This window comes from Chloracidobacterium sp. (assembly GCA_016720705.1).
Taxonomy (GTDB): Bacteria; Acidobacteriota; Blastocatellia; order Pyrinomonadales; family Pyrinomonadaceae; genus OLB17.
The window spans coordinates 2013867-2032154 of sequence record JADKKB010000007.1 but is presented as its reverse complement, the minus strand read 5'-3'; the positions used below and the strand labels follow the sequence as shown (position 1 = coordinate 2032154).

The following is an 18288-nucleotide window of genomic DNA, read 5'->3' as shown; positions in this document are numbered from 1 at the left end:
ACTTTCATTTGCAATACTAATCAGGAGCGGCAACGATTGTCAACCCTTATGAAGATTTTTTGTGAGGTCACGTCGGCCAGGCGCCTTCGGAGATGAACCTCGCAAGCGGCGACTCGTGACGCGGTCTCGGATGAATGGCCGCATCTCTAAAATACATTTTCCAGATGTGACCGCTGTCACAGATATTGCCTGTAATAGGCATACGATGAGATTAGATACTATCGGCGCAATATGCCGTGTTGTCGGTGGCGATGAAGGTTTGGAGGTGCAGTTTTTCTCCTCTTCCTAAGCACATATACCAAACCCTTTCAGCTATCCCGGCGAGAAGCGGTTGGAGGTATAGCCGCCATGTTGAAAAAAAATGTTCATTCGAAAACCAGATCATCCGTTTTAATTAAAGTCGCGGTCTCGGCCGTGCTAATTTCTTTAATATTCGCCGCAGGCTCCAGGGTCGCGGCGTTTTCGCCAAATGCCGCGATCCACGACCTTATCGCTGCCGCGTGGGGCGAACAAAAACTATTCTTTCCTTCCCTTCGACCATCGCCGACCGCACCTTTGCCGACGGGCGAAAGGCCGCTGGCCGGCACGATCAGCCTGACATCATTTGCGAGCACCTACACGCAGAATTTTGACACTCTTGCCAGTTCCGGCGACACGAACACCTCCGTACCTGAGGGTTGGGCGTTCAGTGAGGCGGGCACAAATGCTAACTCCACGTACAGAGCCAGAGCCGGCACGGTAACGACGGGCGACACCTATAGCTGGGGACAGGACCTCTCGTCCGACCGCGCTTTCGGCGGATTGCTGAGCGGAACCCTGATACCGACGGTCGGAGCGTCGTTTACCAACAATACCGGCGCGGTAATGGCTTCGCTGACTTTAAGCTACATCGGCGAGCAATGGAGGCTCGGCGATGGACCGCGTTCGGCAGACCGGCTTGACTTTCAATACAGTACCGACGCGACGAGCCTGACAACGGGCACATGGACCAACTACGATGCACTTGATTTCAGCTCACCGATCTACGACACATCGCCGGCAGCTTCGCTCGACGGCAATAGTGCCGCGAACCGATCGGCTATCAGCGGCACGATCAGCGGACTCAATATCGCAAATGGTGGCACGATCTGGATAAGGTGGAACGACTTTAACGTATCGGGAGCCGATGACGCCCTCGGCATCGACGATCTTGCGGCGAAGGCAAATCCGATAAATGCAGTTGATCTGAACGTTGATCTCAATTCGGCGACCGAAACGGGTGCGACAGCGGTGACGGTAACTGCAACAGCGTCAGACGCGGTGGTCGGACAGCAGTCGGTCAACCTTGGAGTTTCCGGCACAAACATCACTGCCGGCGACTATACACTGAGCGATACGACGATCACGATCCCGAATGGGCAGACTTCCGGAACGGTGACATTTACGATTCAAGACGATGCGACATTTGAGGGACCCGAGACCGCCACGCTGACGATCAGCAACCCGACGTCGGGCATTTCGCTTGGGGCTACGACAACGCAAACCATCGACATCGCCGACAACGACGTTATGCCGTCGATCTCGGTCGGCAACGTATCGGCCGTAGAAAGCATTGGTGACATTAGCTTTACAGTGACACAATCGGCGGTCAGCGACCTCGCAACAACGTTTAATTACTCGACCGCAGATATTACGGCAACTGCCGGGCTCGACTATACGGCCGTCTCCGGAACCGCAACGATCCTTCCGGGAGCGATCACGACGACGATCCCGGTGCCGATCCTGCCCGACGGTATCACCGAGGCTGACGAGACCTTTCGGTTGACGATCGACACGCCGGTCAATGCATCGATCGCGAGCGGAACTGCATTGGCCACGATCATCGACGACGAAACCTTTTACGTCGACAACACGAACGCCCTTTGTTCGAACTCTGGTCCGGGTGTCACGCGGGAGTTGCCGTTCTGCACGATCACAAAGGCTGCGACGGTTGCCGCCGCCGGCAATACCGTCTACGTGCTTGCCGGAATGTATGCCGAGACCGTATATCCGAACAGCGGTACCGCCGGGCAACCTGTCACATTTCATGCTGACGCGGGCGTTACGGTGACCGGCGACCCAGGCGGTTTCGGCAGTGCCTTTGCAATGGGAGCCAAGAGTTATATTGTAATCGACGGTTTCAGCATCACAAATACCCCTTACAAAGGCATTTACGCCGACGCATCGGATCACCTGACGATCATCAACAACCACGTCAGCAACGCGGGCGTGACCTCGCCCACACACCCATACGAACAAGGCATCTATCTGAGGGGAACGACGTACTCGGAGATCTCGGGCAACACGACCGATCACAATACGTGTATCGGCATCAGGCTCGTGCTGAACAGCGACCACAATCTGGTCAGCAACAACATTTCATTTGCTAACTTTTCGGTCGTCGAGACCGATGCGGCCGGTATCGAACTGACCGGTTCGAGCTACAATACGGTCATCCACAATGTCGTTTACAGCAATGAAGACAGCGGCATAAACGTTTACGTCCACGATCTTGGGGTCGCATCGAGCCATAATCTGATCGCCGGCAATCTCAGTTATGAGAACGGCGATCACGGCATCGATACCAACAATTCACCGTACAACACCGTCATAGGCAATACTGCCCACGGCAACGGAACGGTCGGCATCAATTTTGAGGGCGAGCCGGCAACGGGTTCGCATCACGCCGTAATTCGCAACAACATTAGCTCACGTAACGGTTACACGCCGCCGACCGGATCGTTTGGCGGAAATTTGAGGGTCGACACGGCATCGGTCGACGGTACAGTTTCCGATTACAATGTTTTCGACATCGGAAATGCGTCGGTCCAGATCATCTGGAACAACGTCAATTACGTTTCGCTAGCGGCACTGCAGGCGGCGTTTCCGGCACAAGAGTTGAATGGCCTCGAAGGCGATCCGCTGTTTGCGGATCCGGTGCCGTCGGTCCTAAGGCAGGACGGCGTACCATATTTGGGAACGGCGGCAGTTGGCGACTATCACGTCTTGAGCGGCTCGCCGGCGATCGACAGTGCCGATTCCGACGCGACCGGCGAACCGGCATTTGACCTTGACGGCAAACCGCGGATAGACGATCCGATCGCAGCTAATACCGGCGTCGGCACGCGCACCTACGATGACCGCGGTGCTTTCGAATATCAACCGCCGCCATCTATCGAAAAGGCGTTTGGAACACCCGATCTCGATCTCGGTGCCGCGACGTCGCTGACCATAACGGTCACAAACCCGCATTCGTCTGAGGCTCTGACCGGCGTCGGTTTTACCGATACGATGCCGGCCGGCCTGACAGTTTCGGACCAGACATCGTCGCAATGCGGCGGTACGCTGAACGTCGCGTCAAACGTCTTAACGCTGACGGGAGCGTCGATCGCGGGCGGCGGTTCGTGTGTGATCGGCGTGACAGTCACCGGAGAAACGACCGGTGTAAAGAACAACGTTACGAGCCGCGTCACATCGGCCAATTTCGGCATCGGCAATACGGCATCGGCGACCGTTTCGGTCTACGACAACCGGCCGCACGCGGCGTTCAACGCGATGCCAAACCCGGCGGCCTGCGGTCAGCCGGTCGCCTTTGACGCAACCGCTTCGACCCATGGCCACCCGGGCCGTACTATCACTTCGTACAGTTGGGATTTCGGCGACGGCCAGACCGGCAGCGGTGCGACACCGACACACGCTTACTCTGCCTACGCGGTGCGGACCGCGTCATTGACCGTCACGGACGACAACACACCACCCCGAACCGACACCGTTTCGCACGACGTGATGGTCAGCCTCGGTAACGGCAACCCTGTCGCAGTTCCCGGCGGGCCGTACTCCGGCGGCTATCTTGCACCGGTAACATTCGACGGCAGAGGCTCGTACGACCCTAATGAGTCGTGCGGCGACCGGATCGTACGGTACGAATGGCTTCTCAATTCGACATCCCCGCTCGGTGAGGGCCCAACGCTCGTTCCGGATTTAAGCGCCTTGGCGATGGGTGCAACCCACACAATAATGCTGCGGGTGACCGACACCTTCGGGGCGGTCGGCACGGCAACGACGACACTCTACATACCATATCCGCCCTCGGCAGGAATCTATGCCGACACCGAGACGCAATTGGGAGCAAACCTCAACGTCACTCCGACTGTCGCTCTTCAGAACGCGACGCGAGCCACGGCCACGACCGACACCAATTTCAAGGGCACGCTCGCGGCCGATCCGGTGACGGGCGTGGTGCGTGTGACCAACGCGTCCCCGGCGGGGTCGTACATCGTTACGGTCAAGGCTTTCGGCCCAAGCGGCACGGCGGCCAAGACGTTTACGCTGACGGTTACGAACGGAACGGCGTGCAACGGGAATATCGGATTCACATCGCCTGCGAGTCCTGAAAAGCCCGTCGGGAACACTCCCGTATCCATAGCGGTCGGCGACTTCAACGGCGACGGCATTCAGGATATGGTGACGGTGAATGTCAATTCGAACAACGTCTCGGTCCTGATCGGAGACGGCAGCGGCGGATTTGCGGCGGCGGTCAATTATGGCGTCGCGTCGCTCCCCAAGGAAGTTGCGGTCGGCGATCTCAACGGCGACGGCAAACAGGACCTCGTCACCGCGAACATTGGTTCATACAACATTTCGGTTCTGCTCGGCGACGGAGCCGGGGGTTTCAGTGCGGCCTCGAATTACGGTCTCGGAACGACGCCGGTCTCGGTTGCGATCGGCGATCTCAACGGCGACGGCAAACCGGATCTGGCGGTCGCTGACCCGTGGGTAAACAGTGTCTCGATCCTGCTCGGCGACGGCAGCGGCGGATTCTCGGCCCCGGCGAATTTCAGCGTGGGGTCAGCACCATTTTCGGTCGTGATCGGCGATCTCAACGGTGATGGCAAACCTGACATCGTCACGGTTAACTCTGCTTCGAACAACGTCTCGGTCCTGCTCGGCAACGGGTCGGGCGGTTTTGGTGCCGCCGCGAATTTCGGCGTCGGATCAAACCCGTATTCGGTCGCCGCGGGCGATCTCAACGGCGACGGATTTCAGGACATCGTCACCGCTAACTCGGCATCGGACAACGTCTCGGTCCTACTCGGCAACGGGTCGGGCGGGTTTAGTGCCGCCGTGAATTTCGCCGTCGGATCAGGGCCCATTTCGCTTGTGTTGGGCGATCTAAACGGTGACGGGAAACCGGATATCGCCACGGCAAATGAGATCACGAACACGATCTCGGTTCTCACGGGGACCGGCACGGGGAGCTTTGGGGCTCCGGTGAATTTCGCCGTCGGGTCGGATCCTTATTCGGTGACGTTCGGCGATCTCAACGCGGACGGCAAACTGGACGTGGCGACGGCGAATCGCGCGTCAAACGATGTGTCGATCCGTCTGGCTGTGTGCACGCCGGTGGTCGATCTGTCGGTGAGTGCGAATGCGGCAAGCGCATCTGAAGCGGCGGCTACGGTCGTAACGGTAACGGCGACGGTGTCCGATCCGGTAACCGGTGCTCAGACTGTTGATCTCGAAGTCTCGGGATCGAATATCACGGTAGCCGACTACACGTTGACTGGTACGACGATCACGATTCCCGATGGAGAAACCACGGGATCCGTGACGTTCAAGGTGGTCAATGATCTGATATACGAGGGCACCGAGACCGCGATCATGACGATCTCGAATCCGTCAATCGGTATCGCTCTCGGCACGACCTTGACGCAAAACGTTGTCATCACCGACAGCCTGCAGCAAAATTACACGATCACGGCGTCGGCCGGCCCGGCCGGCTCGATAACTCCGAGCGGAGAGGTCACCGTGAACACAAACTCAGGGCAGATCTTCTCGATCAACCCGGATGCCTATCATCACGTTGCATCAGTGCTCATCGACGGTGTTCCTTACGAAGGTCCTCTGCCCGGCGGCACATATACGTTTACGAACGTGGTATCCAACCATACCATCGCGGTAACCTTTGCGATCGATACCTACACGCTGACGTATATGTCGGGCGGGAACGGCTCGATCACGGGGGCTTCATTGCAGACGGTCAACCACGGAGCGGACGGCTCGACGGTCACGGCGGTGCCGGCGACCGGTTACCACTTCGTCGACTGGAGCGACAACTCGACCCAGAATCCGCGAACAGATTCAGGCATCACAGCAGATATCTCCGTGACCGCGAACTTCACGCGAAACGAGTACACGCTGACGACGACCGTGGTTGGCTACGGTGTTGTTAACCGCAGTGTTGCCGGGCCGTATTATTACGGTGATGCGGTGACACTGACGGCGGTGCCTGGATCAACGCACTGGGCGTTTTCCGGCTTTGGCGGCGATCTGACGGGAACGACCAATCCTCAGGACATCGCGATCAATGACAACAAAAGCGTGACGGCGACATTTGCCCTTATACCTGAGGGATACGAGTCAGACGTCACACCACGGCCTACGGGTGACAATGTGATCGACGTTACCGATTTTACGATGATCGGGCGCTTCGTGGTTGGCCTTGAGACGCCCGATCCGTTATACAACGAATTTCAGCGGGCTGATTCGGCTCCGAGAGCGACCAAGGGTGACGGATTGCTTACCGCTGGCGATTATGTCCAGGCGGGCCGTTATGCCGCCGGTCTGGATATGTGGTCGGGGGCCGGAGGCGAAACATTGGCCAGCCTGTTCCCGTTCCAGGAAATGACCAAGGGACAAGACGATAGTCAACAGACATTGCAACCGCGTATTCTCCGGGTGGAAGATGTGTCGGCAAGCCGCGACAGCACGGTGACGGTTTCGATCAGCATCGACGCCCAGGGCGACGAGAACGGCTTTGGATTTACCATCAGCTATGACGGTACCATCTTGAGCAACCCTGTTGTCCTGACCGGTGCGGATATGCCGGGAACCCCCCCGATCGTAAACAGCCTGACAGCAGGCAAAGTCGGCGTAGTGACGGCTATGACGACAGGAACTACAATTCCATTCGGAACTCGTGAGATCGTCAAGATCCGGTTCAACATATTGCCGACGGCATCCGGTGGGCCGACATCGTTAGCCTTTACTGGAGCACCGCCGGTGGTCAATCAGGTCAGCAGTGCTGCTGCCGAGGCATTACCGACGACATTCAACGCGGGTACGGTAACGATCCTTGCCCCGACTGCAGCCGGAACGTCGGTCGGCGGTATCGTGCTGTCGCCGGGTGGCCAGGCGGTCAGGAATGCCCGTCTGTCAATGACGGATCAGTCAGGAATGGTCAGAACGGCCATTTCGAATTCGTTCGGGTTCTTCCGATTCGATGATGTGACGGTCGGCGAAACTTATGTACTCAACGTGCGGTCAAAGAGCTATGTCTTTGCTCCGCAACTCTTAAATGTCACCGACGAAGTGACCAATCTGATCGTTGTGGCTGAGCCGTAAACGTGGCAATGATGCGGATTACCGGCTGAGGCGTTAAATATCGCCGCAGACGCAACGCAAGAAAAGAGGAGGCCTTGCGGCCCCCTCTTTTGTGTTTGTATACCGATGTGTTTACGGCAGAGGTGTTCCGACCAGATCGAGGCCGGTAATGTTGAGATTGGCGTTAAAGTTGACCGATATGAACGAGTAACGCTTCGACGAAACGCCCACCGAATAGCCCGGCCCGGCCGGAACATTTTCAAATCGGTAATAGCCAAGCGGCGAGGTCAGCGTCGCTCGCTTCAACACTCCGGTATCGGTCAGAACGACCGCTGCATTTCTGACAGGCTGGCCGTTGGTATCGGTGATGCGCCCCTCTAAAAAGACAAACGAACCCGCGGCGGCAAAGACCGTTAAACGGTAGTCCGTCAGGTTCGAATTAGGTCCGGACGTCGATGTGATTCCGAAATTGAAAACTCCGAACACTGTCGGCGTACCCGCGAGCGACGTTGCCGCCGCGGGGGCGAGGGCCGTCGTTAGCAGGATTGCGTTTGGCAGGGCACCTGACGTAATCGCTTGAGTGAACAGACCGTTATTGGCGGTCAACTGGAATCCGTACAAAGAGTTTTGAAGTCCTGAAGGCAGGACTGCGACGTACGAACCGCCATTGGCCGAGTTGTTTAATTCGAGTGAGCCGATATCAACAACTCCAACGCGACCTGCACCACGCTGGTCGAGCGTTATGGCAGCCGCCGGATTCGTCCCCGTACAGGTCAAGGTCAGCACACATCCCTGAGCAGCATTGACTGCCGGCGAGGCTGAGGTCAGTGCAAACGTCAAACCGTTACCGCCATAGAAACCGAGCGGTGCGAGTAGCGGATCGGTATTTTGCAGGTCCGATCCGACCCAACCGCCGGATAGCCCGACGACACCGATGATGTTATTGCCGTTTGAAACAAACGTGCCGGTCGCATCGACCGACGCCGCCGTTCCGTTGTTGCCGGCAATGATCGAATTGCGGATCGCCGCAGTCGCCGTAGTTGCGTGTATGCCTCCGCCATTATTGGTCGACGTATTTCCGGCAATGGTCGAATTAGTGACCGTCAGAGCGGCTCCGTTAAAATAAATGCCGCCGCCCGAACCGCCGGTGGCGGTATTACCGCCGATGGTCGAATTGGTGATGAAAACGGTGCCGTTGGCCTGGAGAGCACCACCACCGGTGCTGGTCGAAGCACACGTGTTATTGGTGATCGACGTATTAATGACGTTGAGCGTCGAACCTGAGAAGTTCTGTCCGCCGCCACCGGCTCCGGTTGCCGAGTTGTTATAGATCCACGAATTGACTAACGTGGTCGTGCCGTTGGTCGCGGTGTTAAAGCCGCCGCCATTAGGAGCCGCGTTGCCCGTGATGATAACGCCGTTAAGCGTCAGGTTTGCTCCGGTGTTATATACCGCACCGCCGCGTCCGGTGTTTGTCGTTCCGACACCGTTGCCCTTGGTCAAGCGGATGCCGCTGACGGTTGCGACCAGGCTCGGGCTCGCAACAAGAATGCGGGTCGCATTGTTGCCGTCGATCGTCACCTTGTCGGCTCCCGGTCCGATTATATTGAGTGTTCCGCTATTGTTGAGGACTAGCTCCGTATTGGCCAGAAGGATCGTCTGCGGTGTTGCGAAAATCACCGGATCAAAGTTGATCGTATCATTGGTGGTCGCAACGTTGGCCCTCGAGATGGCACCGCGAAGGCTGCAGTCGTTGGCCGCTGCGGTACAAGCATTGGCCCCGGCAGAGTCGTCTGTTCGGTCGACCGTGAGCGTTAGCGGCAGCACCTGGAATGTACCGAGCGTGCCCGAGGCGACAAAGTTTCCGATAGTATCGGCAACCTGCGATGCCTGCATCACGACCGAGTACGTGCCGTTGTCAGCCGCATCCCACGATCCGCCCGGAGGTATGATCGAGTAAGTTGCAATTCGCGGAGTGCCGTTGGTATTCGTGTCCACACTGACGAAGGTCGCCGGTGCCGAAAACGCTAATGGCCCCGTCACGATCACGTCATTGCTGTCGAGCGTCGAAACGTTGATCGCGGTGTTGTCCGCATAAGTCACGGTAAATATGTAACTTGTGCCACCGGCCGTATTTACGCCGGCCGGCGTCGAGGTGGCCGTTGGCGGTATGATATCGGACGGGATGATCGTATCGGTGTCGGTCGCCGAGTTATTGCCCGGTGTCGGGTCGCTTACTCCGCCCGCTGTGGCAACCGTTGCAGTGTTAACAAGCGAACCGGTCGCCGCAACATTGATCGCAGCAACCGCCGTGTATATCACTGATCCGCCTGCGGGCAGACTGACCGTGTCATTGATATTGCCCGAACCCGAAGCGGTACATGTGCCGCCGCCTGCTCCGACGCAGGTCCAGGTTACTCCGGTGATCGCCGCGGGAAATGTGTCCGCGACGGTCGAACCGGGTGCGTTACTAGGGCCGGCATTGGATGCCGTGATCGTGTAGGTCGTCGAAGTTCCTGCCGTTACCGAGGTAACGCCATCCGTTTTTGTGATCGAGAGATCGGCCGACGCTGAGATCGTATCGGAATCGGTCGCTGAGTTGTTGCCCGGTGTCGGGTCGGTGACGCCGGCCGGTGCAGCGACAGTCGCCGTGTTTACGAGCGAGCCTGTTGCCGATGCCGATATCGCCGCCGAGACGGTGTAGGTTACCGATCCGCCCGAAGGTAGATTGACCGTGTCGTTGATGTTACCCGAACCTGACGCGGTGCAAGTTCCGCCGCCTGCTCCAACGCACGTCCATGTTCCGGTCAATGACGCCGGGAATGTATCTGCGACAGTTGCTCCGGTCGCATTGCTCGGGCCCGCGTTTGATGCGGTGATCGTGTAGGTCGTCGAACCGCCTGCCGTTACTGTGGTGACACCGTCGGTCTTGGTGATCGAGAGATCGGTCGACGCTGAGATCGTATCGGAATCGGTCGCTGAGTTGTTGCCCGGTGTCGGGTCGGTGACGCCGGCCGGTGCAGCGACAGTCGCCGTGTTTACGAGCGAGCCTGTTGCCGATGCCGATATCGCCGCCGAGACGGTGTAGGTTACCGATCCGCCCGAAGGTAGATTGACCGTGTCGTTGATGTTACCCGAACCTGACGCGGTGCAAGTTCCGCCGCCTGCTCCAACGCACGTCCATGTTCCGGTCAATGACGCCGGGAATGTATCTGCGACAGTTGCTCCGGTCGCATTGCTCGGGCCCGCGTTTGACGCAGTGATCGTGTATGTTGTCGAACCGCCTGCCGTTACTGTGGTGACACCGTCCGTCTTGGTGATCGAGAGGTCAGCCGAAGGGGGGGCATTTACCGTAATGTTTGCAGTGGTCGTACCGTTATCGACCGTTGCGGTCGCAGTTCCGGGACCGGCCGTAGTCGCATTGTAGGTCGCCGTCGCCGTACCATTCGCCTGGATCGTATTCTGCGAGCCCGATATTGTACCGAGCGTTCCGCCCCAAGAGACGTTGATACCGATCAGGGTATCGAGATTGCTTGTTGAGATCGTGCTTCCCGCCGAGTTGAGTAGGAATGAAGCCGTCAACGCCGATGTCTGGCCGACATTTATAGTTGACGGCGATGCGGTCAGCCGCAACTGCAGCCAGGGATCTGCATCGACCGTGCCCAAGCCCGTGTTGCCGACCGTGTCACACGGTGCGGCGGTCGGTGTCGTGCTGCAGCCCCACCAGTTATTCTCGGCGTTGGCTGTTCCGCCGGCGGTCGCGAGGCCCTTGAGCCCGGCACCGGTGTTATTGACGATGCGCGAAAAGCTGACGTTGAGAACATTTGCCGTCGTTGAGGAACCCAGATAAATACCGCTGCCGGTTGTGGTCGCCGAGTTATTGCGGATGACCGCTTTGCTGACCGAGGATGTCGAGCTCGCGTGATTGATAAAGATCGCTCCGCCAAATCTTCCGGATGTGTTGCTGACGAAGTTGGCCGTTGGGCTGATATCGATCCGCTGGGTCGTGTAGAGTCCGCCGGCGTCGCTCGGAGCCGTGTTGCTCGTAACGCTCGAACCGGACATTGTCGAATTGCCGCCGGTTCCGCCCGGACCGAAGGCGAAAATGCCGCCGCCCTGTCCCTGGCCGCCCGAGCCATTGACGGTGTTACTCGAAAATCCTGATAGAGATATGAAATACGGCGTTGTGGTTCCGACAAATAGGCCGCCGCCAGCGGGCGAAGCCCCACCCGTTCGGGCCGGAGCATTGCCCGTAATCACGGTGTTGTTGATCGTGACCGCACCGGCACCGGCGTTCGAGTTGGTCGCGACTACGCCGCCGCCGTCGCCGTCAAGCGTACTGTTGCTTGAAATCTCGGAGTTTGTTACCGACAAGGTGCCTGTGCCGCTGGCTTCCCAGTCAAATCCGCCGCCAAAGCCGTCGCCCGCGAATGGACTTGGGTTTCGACCAAAGCGTATCGTCACTCCCGAAATACTCGTCGCAAATGCCGATGTAAAAGCTGGGTTGATCGACAACACTTTGTCGATACCATTGGACGTGGTCGTGCCGGCCTGCAAGATCGTGTTAAGCGAACCGTTACCGGTAATGGTCGTCGCCTGAGTTATGTCCAGATCGCCGTTTGCCGAGCCGTTTTCATTTACACCCGCGATAGTTAACTGATGCGTGCCGTTTGGCGCAAATGCAATGAGATCGGCTCCGGCGGCCGTGTTGGCGGCGACGATCGCTTCGCGCAGGCTACAATCGGCGTTACAAAGGCCATCGGCGGTGTCGGCGGTCTTGGAGACTATAAATGTCGCTTGCGGTGTGAAAACGATCGGCGTCGGCTCAAGTTTGCCGCTTTCGAGCACGGCGATCCCCTGCTGACCCATAACGCTTAAGCGCATTGGAAGCACGGCAGTAATGCCGCCGGCAAATCCGAGGTCGCCCTCTTGGGTCGTGCCGGTGAATGACGAACGGCCGGCCTCGTAATTAGGCTCTTTGAAAAGCACTTTGACCCTATTTGCCGCCGGGTCAATGACGATCAGATCGTCGGTTTCGTTGCCGGTCACACGGGAGCGGACGAGTATCGGAGCCACTGTTTCGCGGGCCGGGTTGATGATCCCAAGGTCTTTTTCCTCGGCAATGCTCCAGTTATTTGCCAGAGCACTGTCGGTGTCGGTCGAATTGACCACACGCGAACGGCCGCGGCCGTTTTTGGCAAAATTCTCACGCACCTCGGACTCGGTAAACGGGCGCGTATCGATCGGGCCGTTTTTGAAGTAATAAATGACTCCATTTTCGCCCAAAACAGCCAATTCGGCTTTGGCTCGGCGGTCGCGGATAAATTCACCGGCGGCAAAATCGCGGACGCGTACCGGTAGGTCTATGCTTTCCGGGTCTGAACCGCTCTTGCCAATACCTTCAACCCGGCTCAACTGTCCGCCGCCGAGAATGAAGAGGTCTTTTTCGAGCGTAGAACCATCTGGGTTGGCCAAAACGAGTGAATCAACTTGCTGCGGCAACTCTATCGAACGCATTTTGGTCTGGTCGAAACCGGTCGTGCCATCGGCGATCATCAACCGGAAACCGGCATCGCGATGCGTGCCAAGAATGATGCCTGCAAAGGCCTTTGTCGGATCGAACGTATCTGCGGCCATCGCGGTAACGTCGCCGCCGGCATCAAACTTGACCGGAGTTCCGAAACCGCCCTTTCCGTCCAGCGGAATAAGGTAGATGTCGGATGAATTGCGTGACGCGACAGCAACGTCGAGATCGGAATCCGAGCGAAAACGGCCGGAGGCGATAAAATCAGGGCTTATGGGAACCTCGATCACGGCAGCTTCGCGTTCGAAGCTCGACGGAAACTCGCCGCGTTTGATGCCGGCAAGCGATTCCGGTGATTCCGGTGCAAACGCCTCGCGGGCTGCTCGGTGTAGCGTGATCACACCGCCGTTGCCCGAGCTAAACCCACTAATGGCATCGGCAAGTCCGTCAAAATTGGCGTCGACGGCGATAAGCGTCGACGGCCGGAGTGATCCACTCTCAAACAAACTGATCGCCGCTTCGGTACCGGCATACTCAGATCCGATAGCTTTACCAGAACGCAGATTGAGCCAGGGCGAATCATCTACAGACGCCATTTCGGGCCGGACGGAATCAACGGCGAGCGAAAATCGCCTGACACCGGCGGCATCACTTACGGCACCTACCGGGCGCACAGAAATGCCTTGAAAATAAGCAAAGCCGGCAATGGCCGAGGCTGAAATGACCGCGATGAAAACGAATTTGGTGGCGAGTAATCTGGATCCGCTTGGTCTCATAATTTTAGCTCCCGTCGGCTGAATTGTCCGGAAAATTATCCTAATTGATCTCGGCGTCCGCTCAGTTGCGAGGCGGAAAGATGCCTTGAAGGGCGATGATAAAATAAATTGCTGCGTAGGGTTGGCGATTGGTATGGGGTTGACTGCCGCCGCCAATGTCGGTTGGCGACATTGGTACGCTTGGCGCGGTGCTCGAGTAGATCGGCGACCGACCGCGGCCATTTGTACCAAAACGGGCACCGTTCGGATTATCACTTGAGCCCGAACTACTTGTCGCCGGCAATACATGTGTGTGAGACGCGATCTCGCTCGAAAGTAGCGTGACGGTGGGCGATCCGTCAGATTCGCCAATAGAGCGATTTGTCAATCCTGGGCCATTACCCCACCCCATAGGCGATCGGTCACGCAAATTCGGCAACCCAAAGGTGCTCTGGCCATTGCCGCCGTAAATCGTCCCGACCAATGAAAACAGCGCCGTATTTTGCGCTATAGCAAGTAACTGCCCGTCGCAAAAGGCATATCCTCGCGGCGGAAAATTACCGCCAAACATCTTGATCTCTGCAACAAACGGGTCAGCCATAGTTCAAAACTCCTTTTAATTTCGTGACGGAAATATACCTTGTAGCGCAATGCAAAAATTGACTACCAAATAGGGCTGTATATTTGTGTGTGCCTGAGAGCCATTGGATGCCGCCTGTCCCGCCATACTGACATTAGCATTTGCCGGTATCGTATACATCGCATCCGTCGGTTGGGTCGTCAGGAAAGTGCCCGACGGCGAACCGCCCGTTATCGCTCCGGCAGACGCGTTGAGCGTGTGAGTGTGCTGGGGTATCTCAGAGTTCGACAACGTGACTGTTTCAACCCCGCCTACTTGACCTAAAACGATCTCGGTTCCGGGATTTACGGGCGTCCTGCTTCGCAGGTCAGGCAATGCGAAGTTGGTCTGACCATTGCCGCCATACGTCGTTCCAAGCAGTGAAAACAGCGCCTGATTTTGATTTATGGGCAAAAGCTGCCCGTTGCACGAAGCCCATCCGCGGGGAGCAAAGGCAAAAGCAAACATTTGTATCTCGGCAATAAATGGTTCTGACATAATAATTTATTTCTTCAAGTGCAAAGCGATCGTCAGTTCTGCGAGGGGAAAATACCAAACAATGAGATCACGAACGAAACGGCCAAAAACGGCATCATATTTGAGTGCGGCTGCGAACCGCCGGCGGCGCCAATGGTCGCGGCCCCCATATTGACGTCGCCTGTCCCGGTCGAGTACGGATTGACGGCAGTACCGGCGACGATGTTGCCGCCCGGCGATGCCGAACTGCCCGACTTGTTGTTTGCCTGAATGGCGTGAGTATGGCCGCCGAGTTGGACCGCCGTCAGCGTTACAGTTTCGACTCCCCCCAATTGGCCGATCGTATATTGACTCAGTCCGGGGCCGGTGCCCTGATGTATCGGTATGCGTCCGCGAAGATCGGGCAAGGCGAACGTCGTCTGGCCATCGCCGCCATAGGTAGTACCGATCAACGCAAACAAGGTCTCATTCTGCGAGATCGCCTGCAGTGATCCGTCGCAAAATGCCCATCCGAGCGGTGCGAAATTGCCTCCAAACATCATTATCTGTCCAATAAATGGAGTGGCCATAATCTTTAACTTCTCCGTAAATCTAGCGTCTAACCGTATTCTTTTGAATCGGCGTCATTCGATTGATGATCGCTTCGTACCTGATGACACTCTTTCGCGTGACGCCCTGCGTGACAAGAAGGCTCATGGTGCCGAGAGCAAAATGCTCGATCGTATAAACGCCGTGCTTTAGCGGTTGATTGGCCGGCCCCGTAAATATCAATGAGAAACACTCGCCTTCGGCCGCCGTCTGCGGCGTACGGTTGTCGGTCATCTGCATAAGCCGCATCTCAACCGGCATATCCGCAGCGTCGCGAAAAGTAAATGATGTGGTCAAGTACGGATAAAAACTGTCCCACGAAAATGGAGCAACAGCCGCATCCGGAGAACCGGCGATGGCAAACTGAGCCGACGCTACCGAATTCATCTGTACCAACATTCCGGCCGCAAGCGGGGCGGCAACTACGAACTTTCGCCTTGATATCTTCATATTTTGCGATCCCTACACAAGGTGTCCACCCGGCGGACGAGCCTCATTTCAACAACAGTTTATTGAACACAGCCTCAAAAAAAAGCCCTTGATCGTTCATTTTGATCGGTACGAGAAATATCAGCATTTCACCAAGGACCGGATGGGCCACATTGTAAAGACTCTGGGCGGGAGGTGTGTCCGCCGGAGCCCTGAATATTAACGAAAAACTCATCTGAACTGAGTTTGAGATCGTTTGCTCGACCTCGACCAGTTCAGCATCAAATGATGGCTGCGTTTCCGACGCGATATGGAATTTTGAGTTTAATTGCACCGAAAAATCGTCAAGCGTCGGCAAATTGGTATCGACTTCATCCATAGCACCGAGAGATAGAACAGTACCTAAAACCTAAATCGTATTCAGAGTCGCCAGAAGCCCTTGAGTGATCGAACATAATACTAGCACACAAGCGATCGCCGAATCCACGCAAAAATTTACCTCAAACCTAAACTCTTTGTCTCAACAATGAGGCAGGCGAACCAAACTTTGGAGTACACTGTCACAAAGTAAAGTTGTGATCAGCTGAACGGCGGTGCGTGAATTGAGATGACGATCATTAAAGCAAAACTACCGATTCGATTTGATTATGAAATGCTGGCTGCCGATGCGGACCGTTTCGCGGCGGACGAGTGGATACCCCATTTCAACATCCACAACTACGAAGGCGAGTGGAGCGTGATACCGCTGCGAGCGGTGAAGGGCGGCAATTCGGCGATCTTTCCCGACCCGAACGCGACGGATGGCTATGTCGAGACCGAACAGATGTCCATCTGCCGTTACGTGCCCGAAGTGCTGACCGCCTTCGAGTGCGAAATGGAGACGGTTCGGTTTATGAAACTCGCCGCCGGCGCCCAAATCAGACGGCATCGCGATTACGCCCTCGGGCTCGAAGACGGCGTTTGCCGTATCCATATTCCGGCCGCCACCAATGACGAAGTCGAATTTATGCTTGCCGACGAACGCGTCCAAATGGCTCCGGGCGAGGCTTGGTACCTAAACGTAAACAACTATCATAGCGTCGCCAACCGCGGCGCGACCGACCGGATTCATCTCGTGATCGACTGTGTCGTTAATAATTGGCTGACAACTATGATCGAAGATTCCGTCTACTGACCGCCGGCGTTTTGCCATCGAAATAGGATGTGGATCGCGTCTGCGTCGGTCGTTTCGGGCTTAAACCCCAGCTCGGAAAACAATTTCTGTGACGGGTTAAACTTCTCTATGTAGACGCGGACCGAGCGTTTGCCGGCCTCGGCCTTGAGGCCCTCGACGACGGTTGTGCCGATACCGCGGCGTTGAAATTCGGGTAGGACGATGATATCGAGTATCGCGATCTCGCTCTCGCCGCGGTCGACATAAAGCCGCCCGCACGGCACGCCATCCACCAGCAAAATATCGTGTGTCCCCAACGGATATTTTTCAAGATAATGCGCCGACTGGGCTCCGAATTGATGTTCAACGAAGCCGCGTTTCAACGCATCATCCCAAGGCAACATTTCTAACTCGGCCTCACGCGATGCCGCGTAAACGCTAAGCAAAAACTCGCGGTCATCCGGCGTTACCGGCCGCATCGAGATTCCCGGTTCATTATTCATTGCGAGGGTCCGGTCCAGGTCATTGAAAAATGGATCTCATTCTCGCCCGATACCTCAAAACCGAGCTTCTGATAAAGCGAAAACGCGTTGTGATTCGTACGATCCACGTGCAGCGTGAGCGGTACGCAAGCAGCGGCGGCATCGCTCTGAAGGCTTCGAATCAGTTTGGATGCGATCCCTTTTTGCCGAAACGCCCGCGAAATCGCGATATCGATCAGTACGAACGCCGTATCGGCCGGATCGACGATCATTCGGCCGGCCGGCTGCCCGGAACACGAGATTACGCTGTCTACGGCCTGTGGGTACTGTAATGCGTATGATCGGCTCCTTACATCAAATTGCATCCGCAGAAAACCATCGGCCGCGGCGGCGTCCCAGCCGAACATTTCAACCTCGTGCTGCCGTGTTTCCGCGTAGAGGTCAAACAGAAAGTCCGAGTCGCCATCGGCAACCGGCCTCAACGATATCTCTGATCCGTGCTCATCAAATTCCACATTGAGATTGTGGCCCAACCGGAAAAAGTCCGCAAATGACGATACTAATAACGCCGTTTTTTTATTGAACGCCCCGGATGGTGACCATTCCTCGGCCGCCGCTCTGGGAGTTTTGAGCCCAGGTCGCCGGATCGGAGTCGAAAACTGTGTAGGTGCCGGCCGGGAGTTTGATTTCCTGGTTTACTTCCCAATAGACCTTTGCCCGCACGCTCACGGGCCAAGGGCCGAATGTATCGCCGTTAGTATTCATCAGTTTGATCGTACCGCCCACTGCTCCCTGCCCGTTATTCCAGTGATATGTCAATATCTGGGTAATGACCGTCGGGCCCGCGAGCGTGAATACTC

11 protein-coding genes are annotated in these 18288 nt (G+C 56.7%); 2 read left to right on the top strand and 9 right to left on the bottom strand.

What is annotated here, in order from left to right:
* Positions 1-414 precede the first annotated feature (414 nt).
* Complete coding sequence (locus IPQ00_16215; GenBank protein ID MBL0242109.1) at positions 415-7422, top strand: VCBS repeat-containing protein; 7008 nt, start codon at positions 415-417, stop codon at positions 7420-7422.
* A 111-nt stretch (positions 7423-7533) separates the two neighbouring features.
* On the opposite strand, the gene IPQ00_16210 is transcribed toward IPQ00_16215, so the two are convergent.
* The 6 genes from IPQ00_16210 to IPQ00_16185 form a co-directional block, all read right to left on the bottom strand.
* Positions 7534-13701: a DUF11 domain-containing protein gene (locus tag IPQ00_16210; GenBank protein ID MBL0242108.1), complete on the bottom strand. Its 6168-nt coding sequence runs from the start codon at positions 13699-13701 to the stop codon at positions 7534-7536.
* A gap of 61 nt (positions 13702-13762) precedes the next feature.
* A complete protein-coding gene (locus IPQ00_16205; GenBank protein ID MBL0242107.1) occupies positions 13763-14281 on the bottom strand; it encodes a phage tail protein in 519 nt (172 codons plus the stop codon).
* 15 nt (positions 14282-14296) lie between these two features.
* Complete coding sequence (locus IPQ00_16200; GenBank protein MBL0242106.1) at positions 14297-14797, bottom strand: phage tail protein; 501 nt, start codon at positions 14795-14797, stop codon at positions 14297-14299.
* A gap of 32 nt (positions 14798-14829) precedes the next feature.
* Positions 14830-15345, bottom strand: a complete 516-nt coding sequence (locus IPQ00_16195; protein MBL0242105.1) for a phage tail protein — start codon at positions 15343-15345, stop codon at positions 14830-14832.
* A 22-nt stretch (positions 15346-15367) separates the two neighbouring features.
* Complete coding sequence (locus IPQ00_16190) at positions 15368-15814, bottom strand: hypothetical protein (protein MBL0242104.1); 447 nt, start codon at positions 15812-15814, stop codon at positions 15368-15370.
* A 43-nt stretch (positions 15815-15857) separates the two neighbouring features.
* Positions 15858-16172 carry a hypothetical protein gene (locus IPQ00_16185; protein MBL0242103.1) on the bottom strand — a complete coding sequence of 105 codons (315 nt, stop codon included), beginning with the start codon at positions 16170-16172 and terminating at the stop codon, positions 15858-15860.
* Positions 16173-16400: 228 nt separating this feature from the next.
* Between IPQ00_16185 and IPQ00_16180 the strand changes: the two genes are divergently transcribed.
* Positions 16401-16967 carry an aspartyl/asparaginyl beta-hydroxylase domain-containing protein gene (locus tag IPQ00_16180; GenBank protein MBL0242102.1) on the top strand — a complete coding sequence of 189 codons (567 nt, stop codon included), beginning with the start codon at positions 16401-16403 and terminating at the stop codon, positions 16965-16967.
* Here IPQ00_16180 and IPQ00_16175 read toward each other — a convergent pair.
* The 3 genes from IPQ00_16175 to IPQ00_16165 all read right to left on the bottom strand — a co-directional run bounded on the left by IPQ00_16175 (position 16961) and on the right by IPQ00_16165 (position 18247).
* The gene (locus IPQ00_16175; GenBank protein ID MBL0242101.1) at positions 16961-17449 is read right to left on the bottom strand and encodes an N-acetyltransferase; all 489 of its coding nucleotides are present in this window, start codon (positions 17447-17449) and stop codon (positions 16961-16963) included. The genes IPQ00_16180 and IPQ00_16175 overlap by 7 nt on opposite strands.
* Entirely contained in the window at positions 17446-17943 is a 498-nt protein-coding gene (locus IPQ00_16170) for a GNAT family N-acetyltransferase (GenBank protein ID MBL0242100.1), read from the bottom strand. The genes IPQ00_16175 and IPQ00_16170 overlap by 4 nt, the downstream gene beginning before the upstream one ends.
* 61 nt (positions 17944-18004) lie before the next feature.
* Entirely contained in the window at positions 18005-18247 is a 243-nt protein-coding gene (locus tag IPQ00_16165) for a hypothetical protein (protein MBL0242099.1), read from the bottom strand.
* Positions 18248-18288 lie beyond the last annotated feature (41 nt).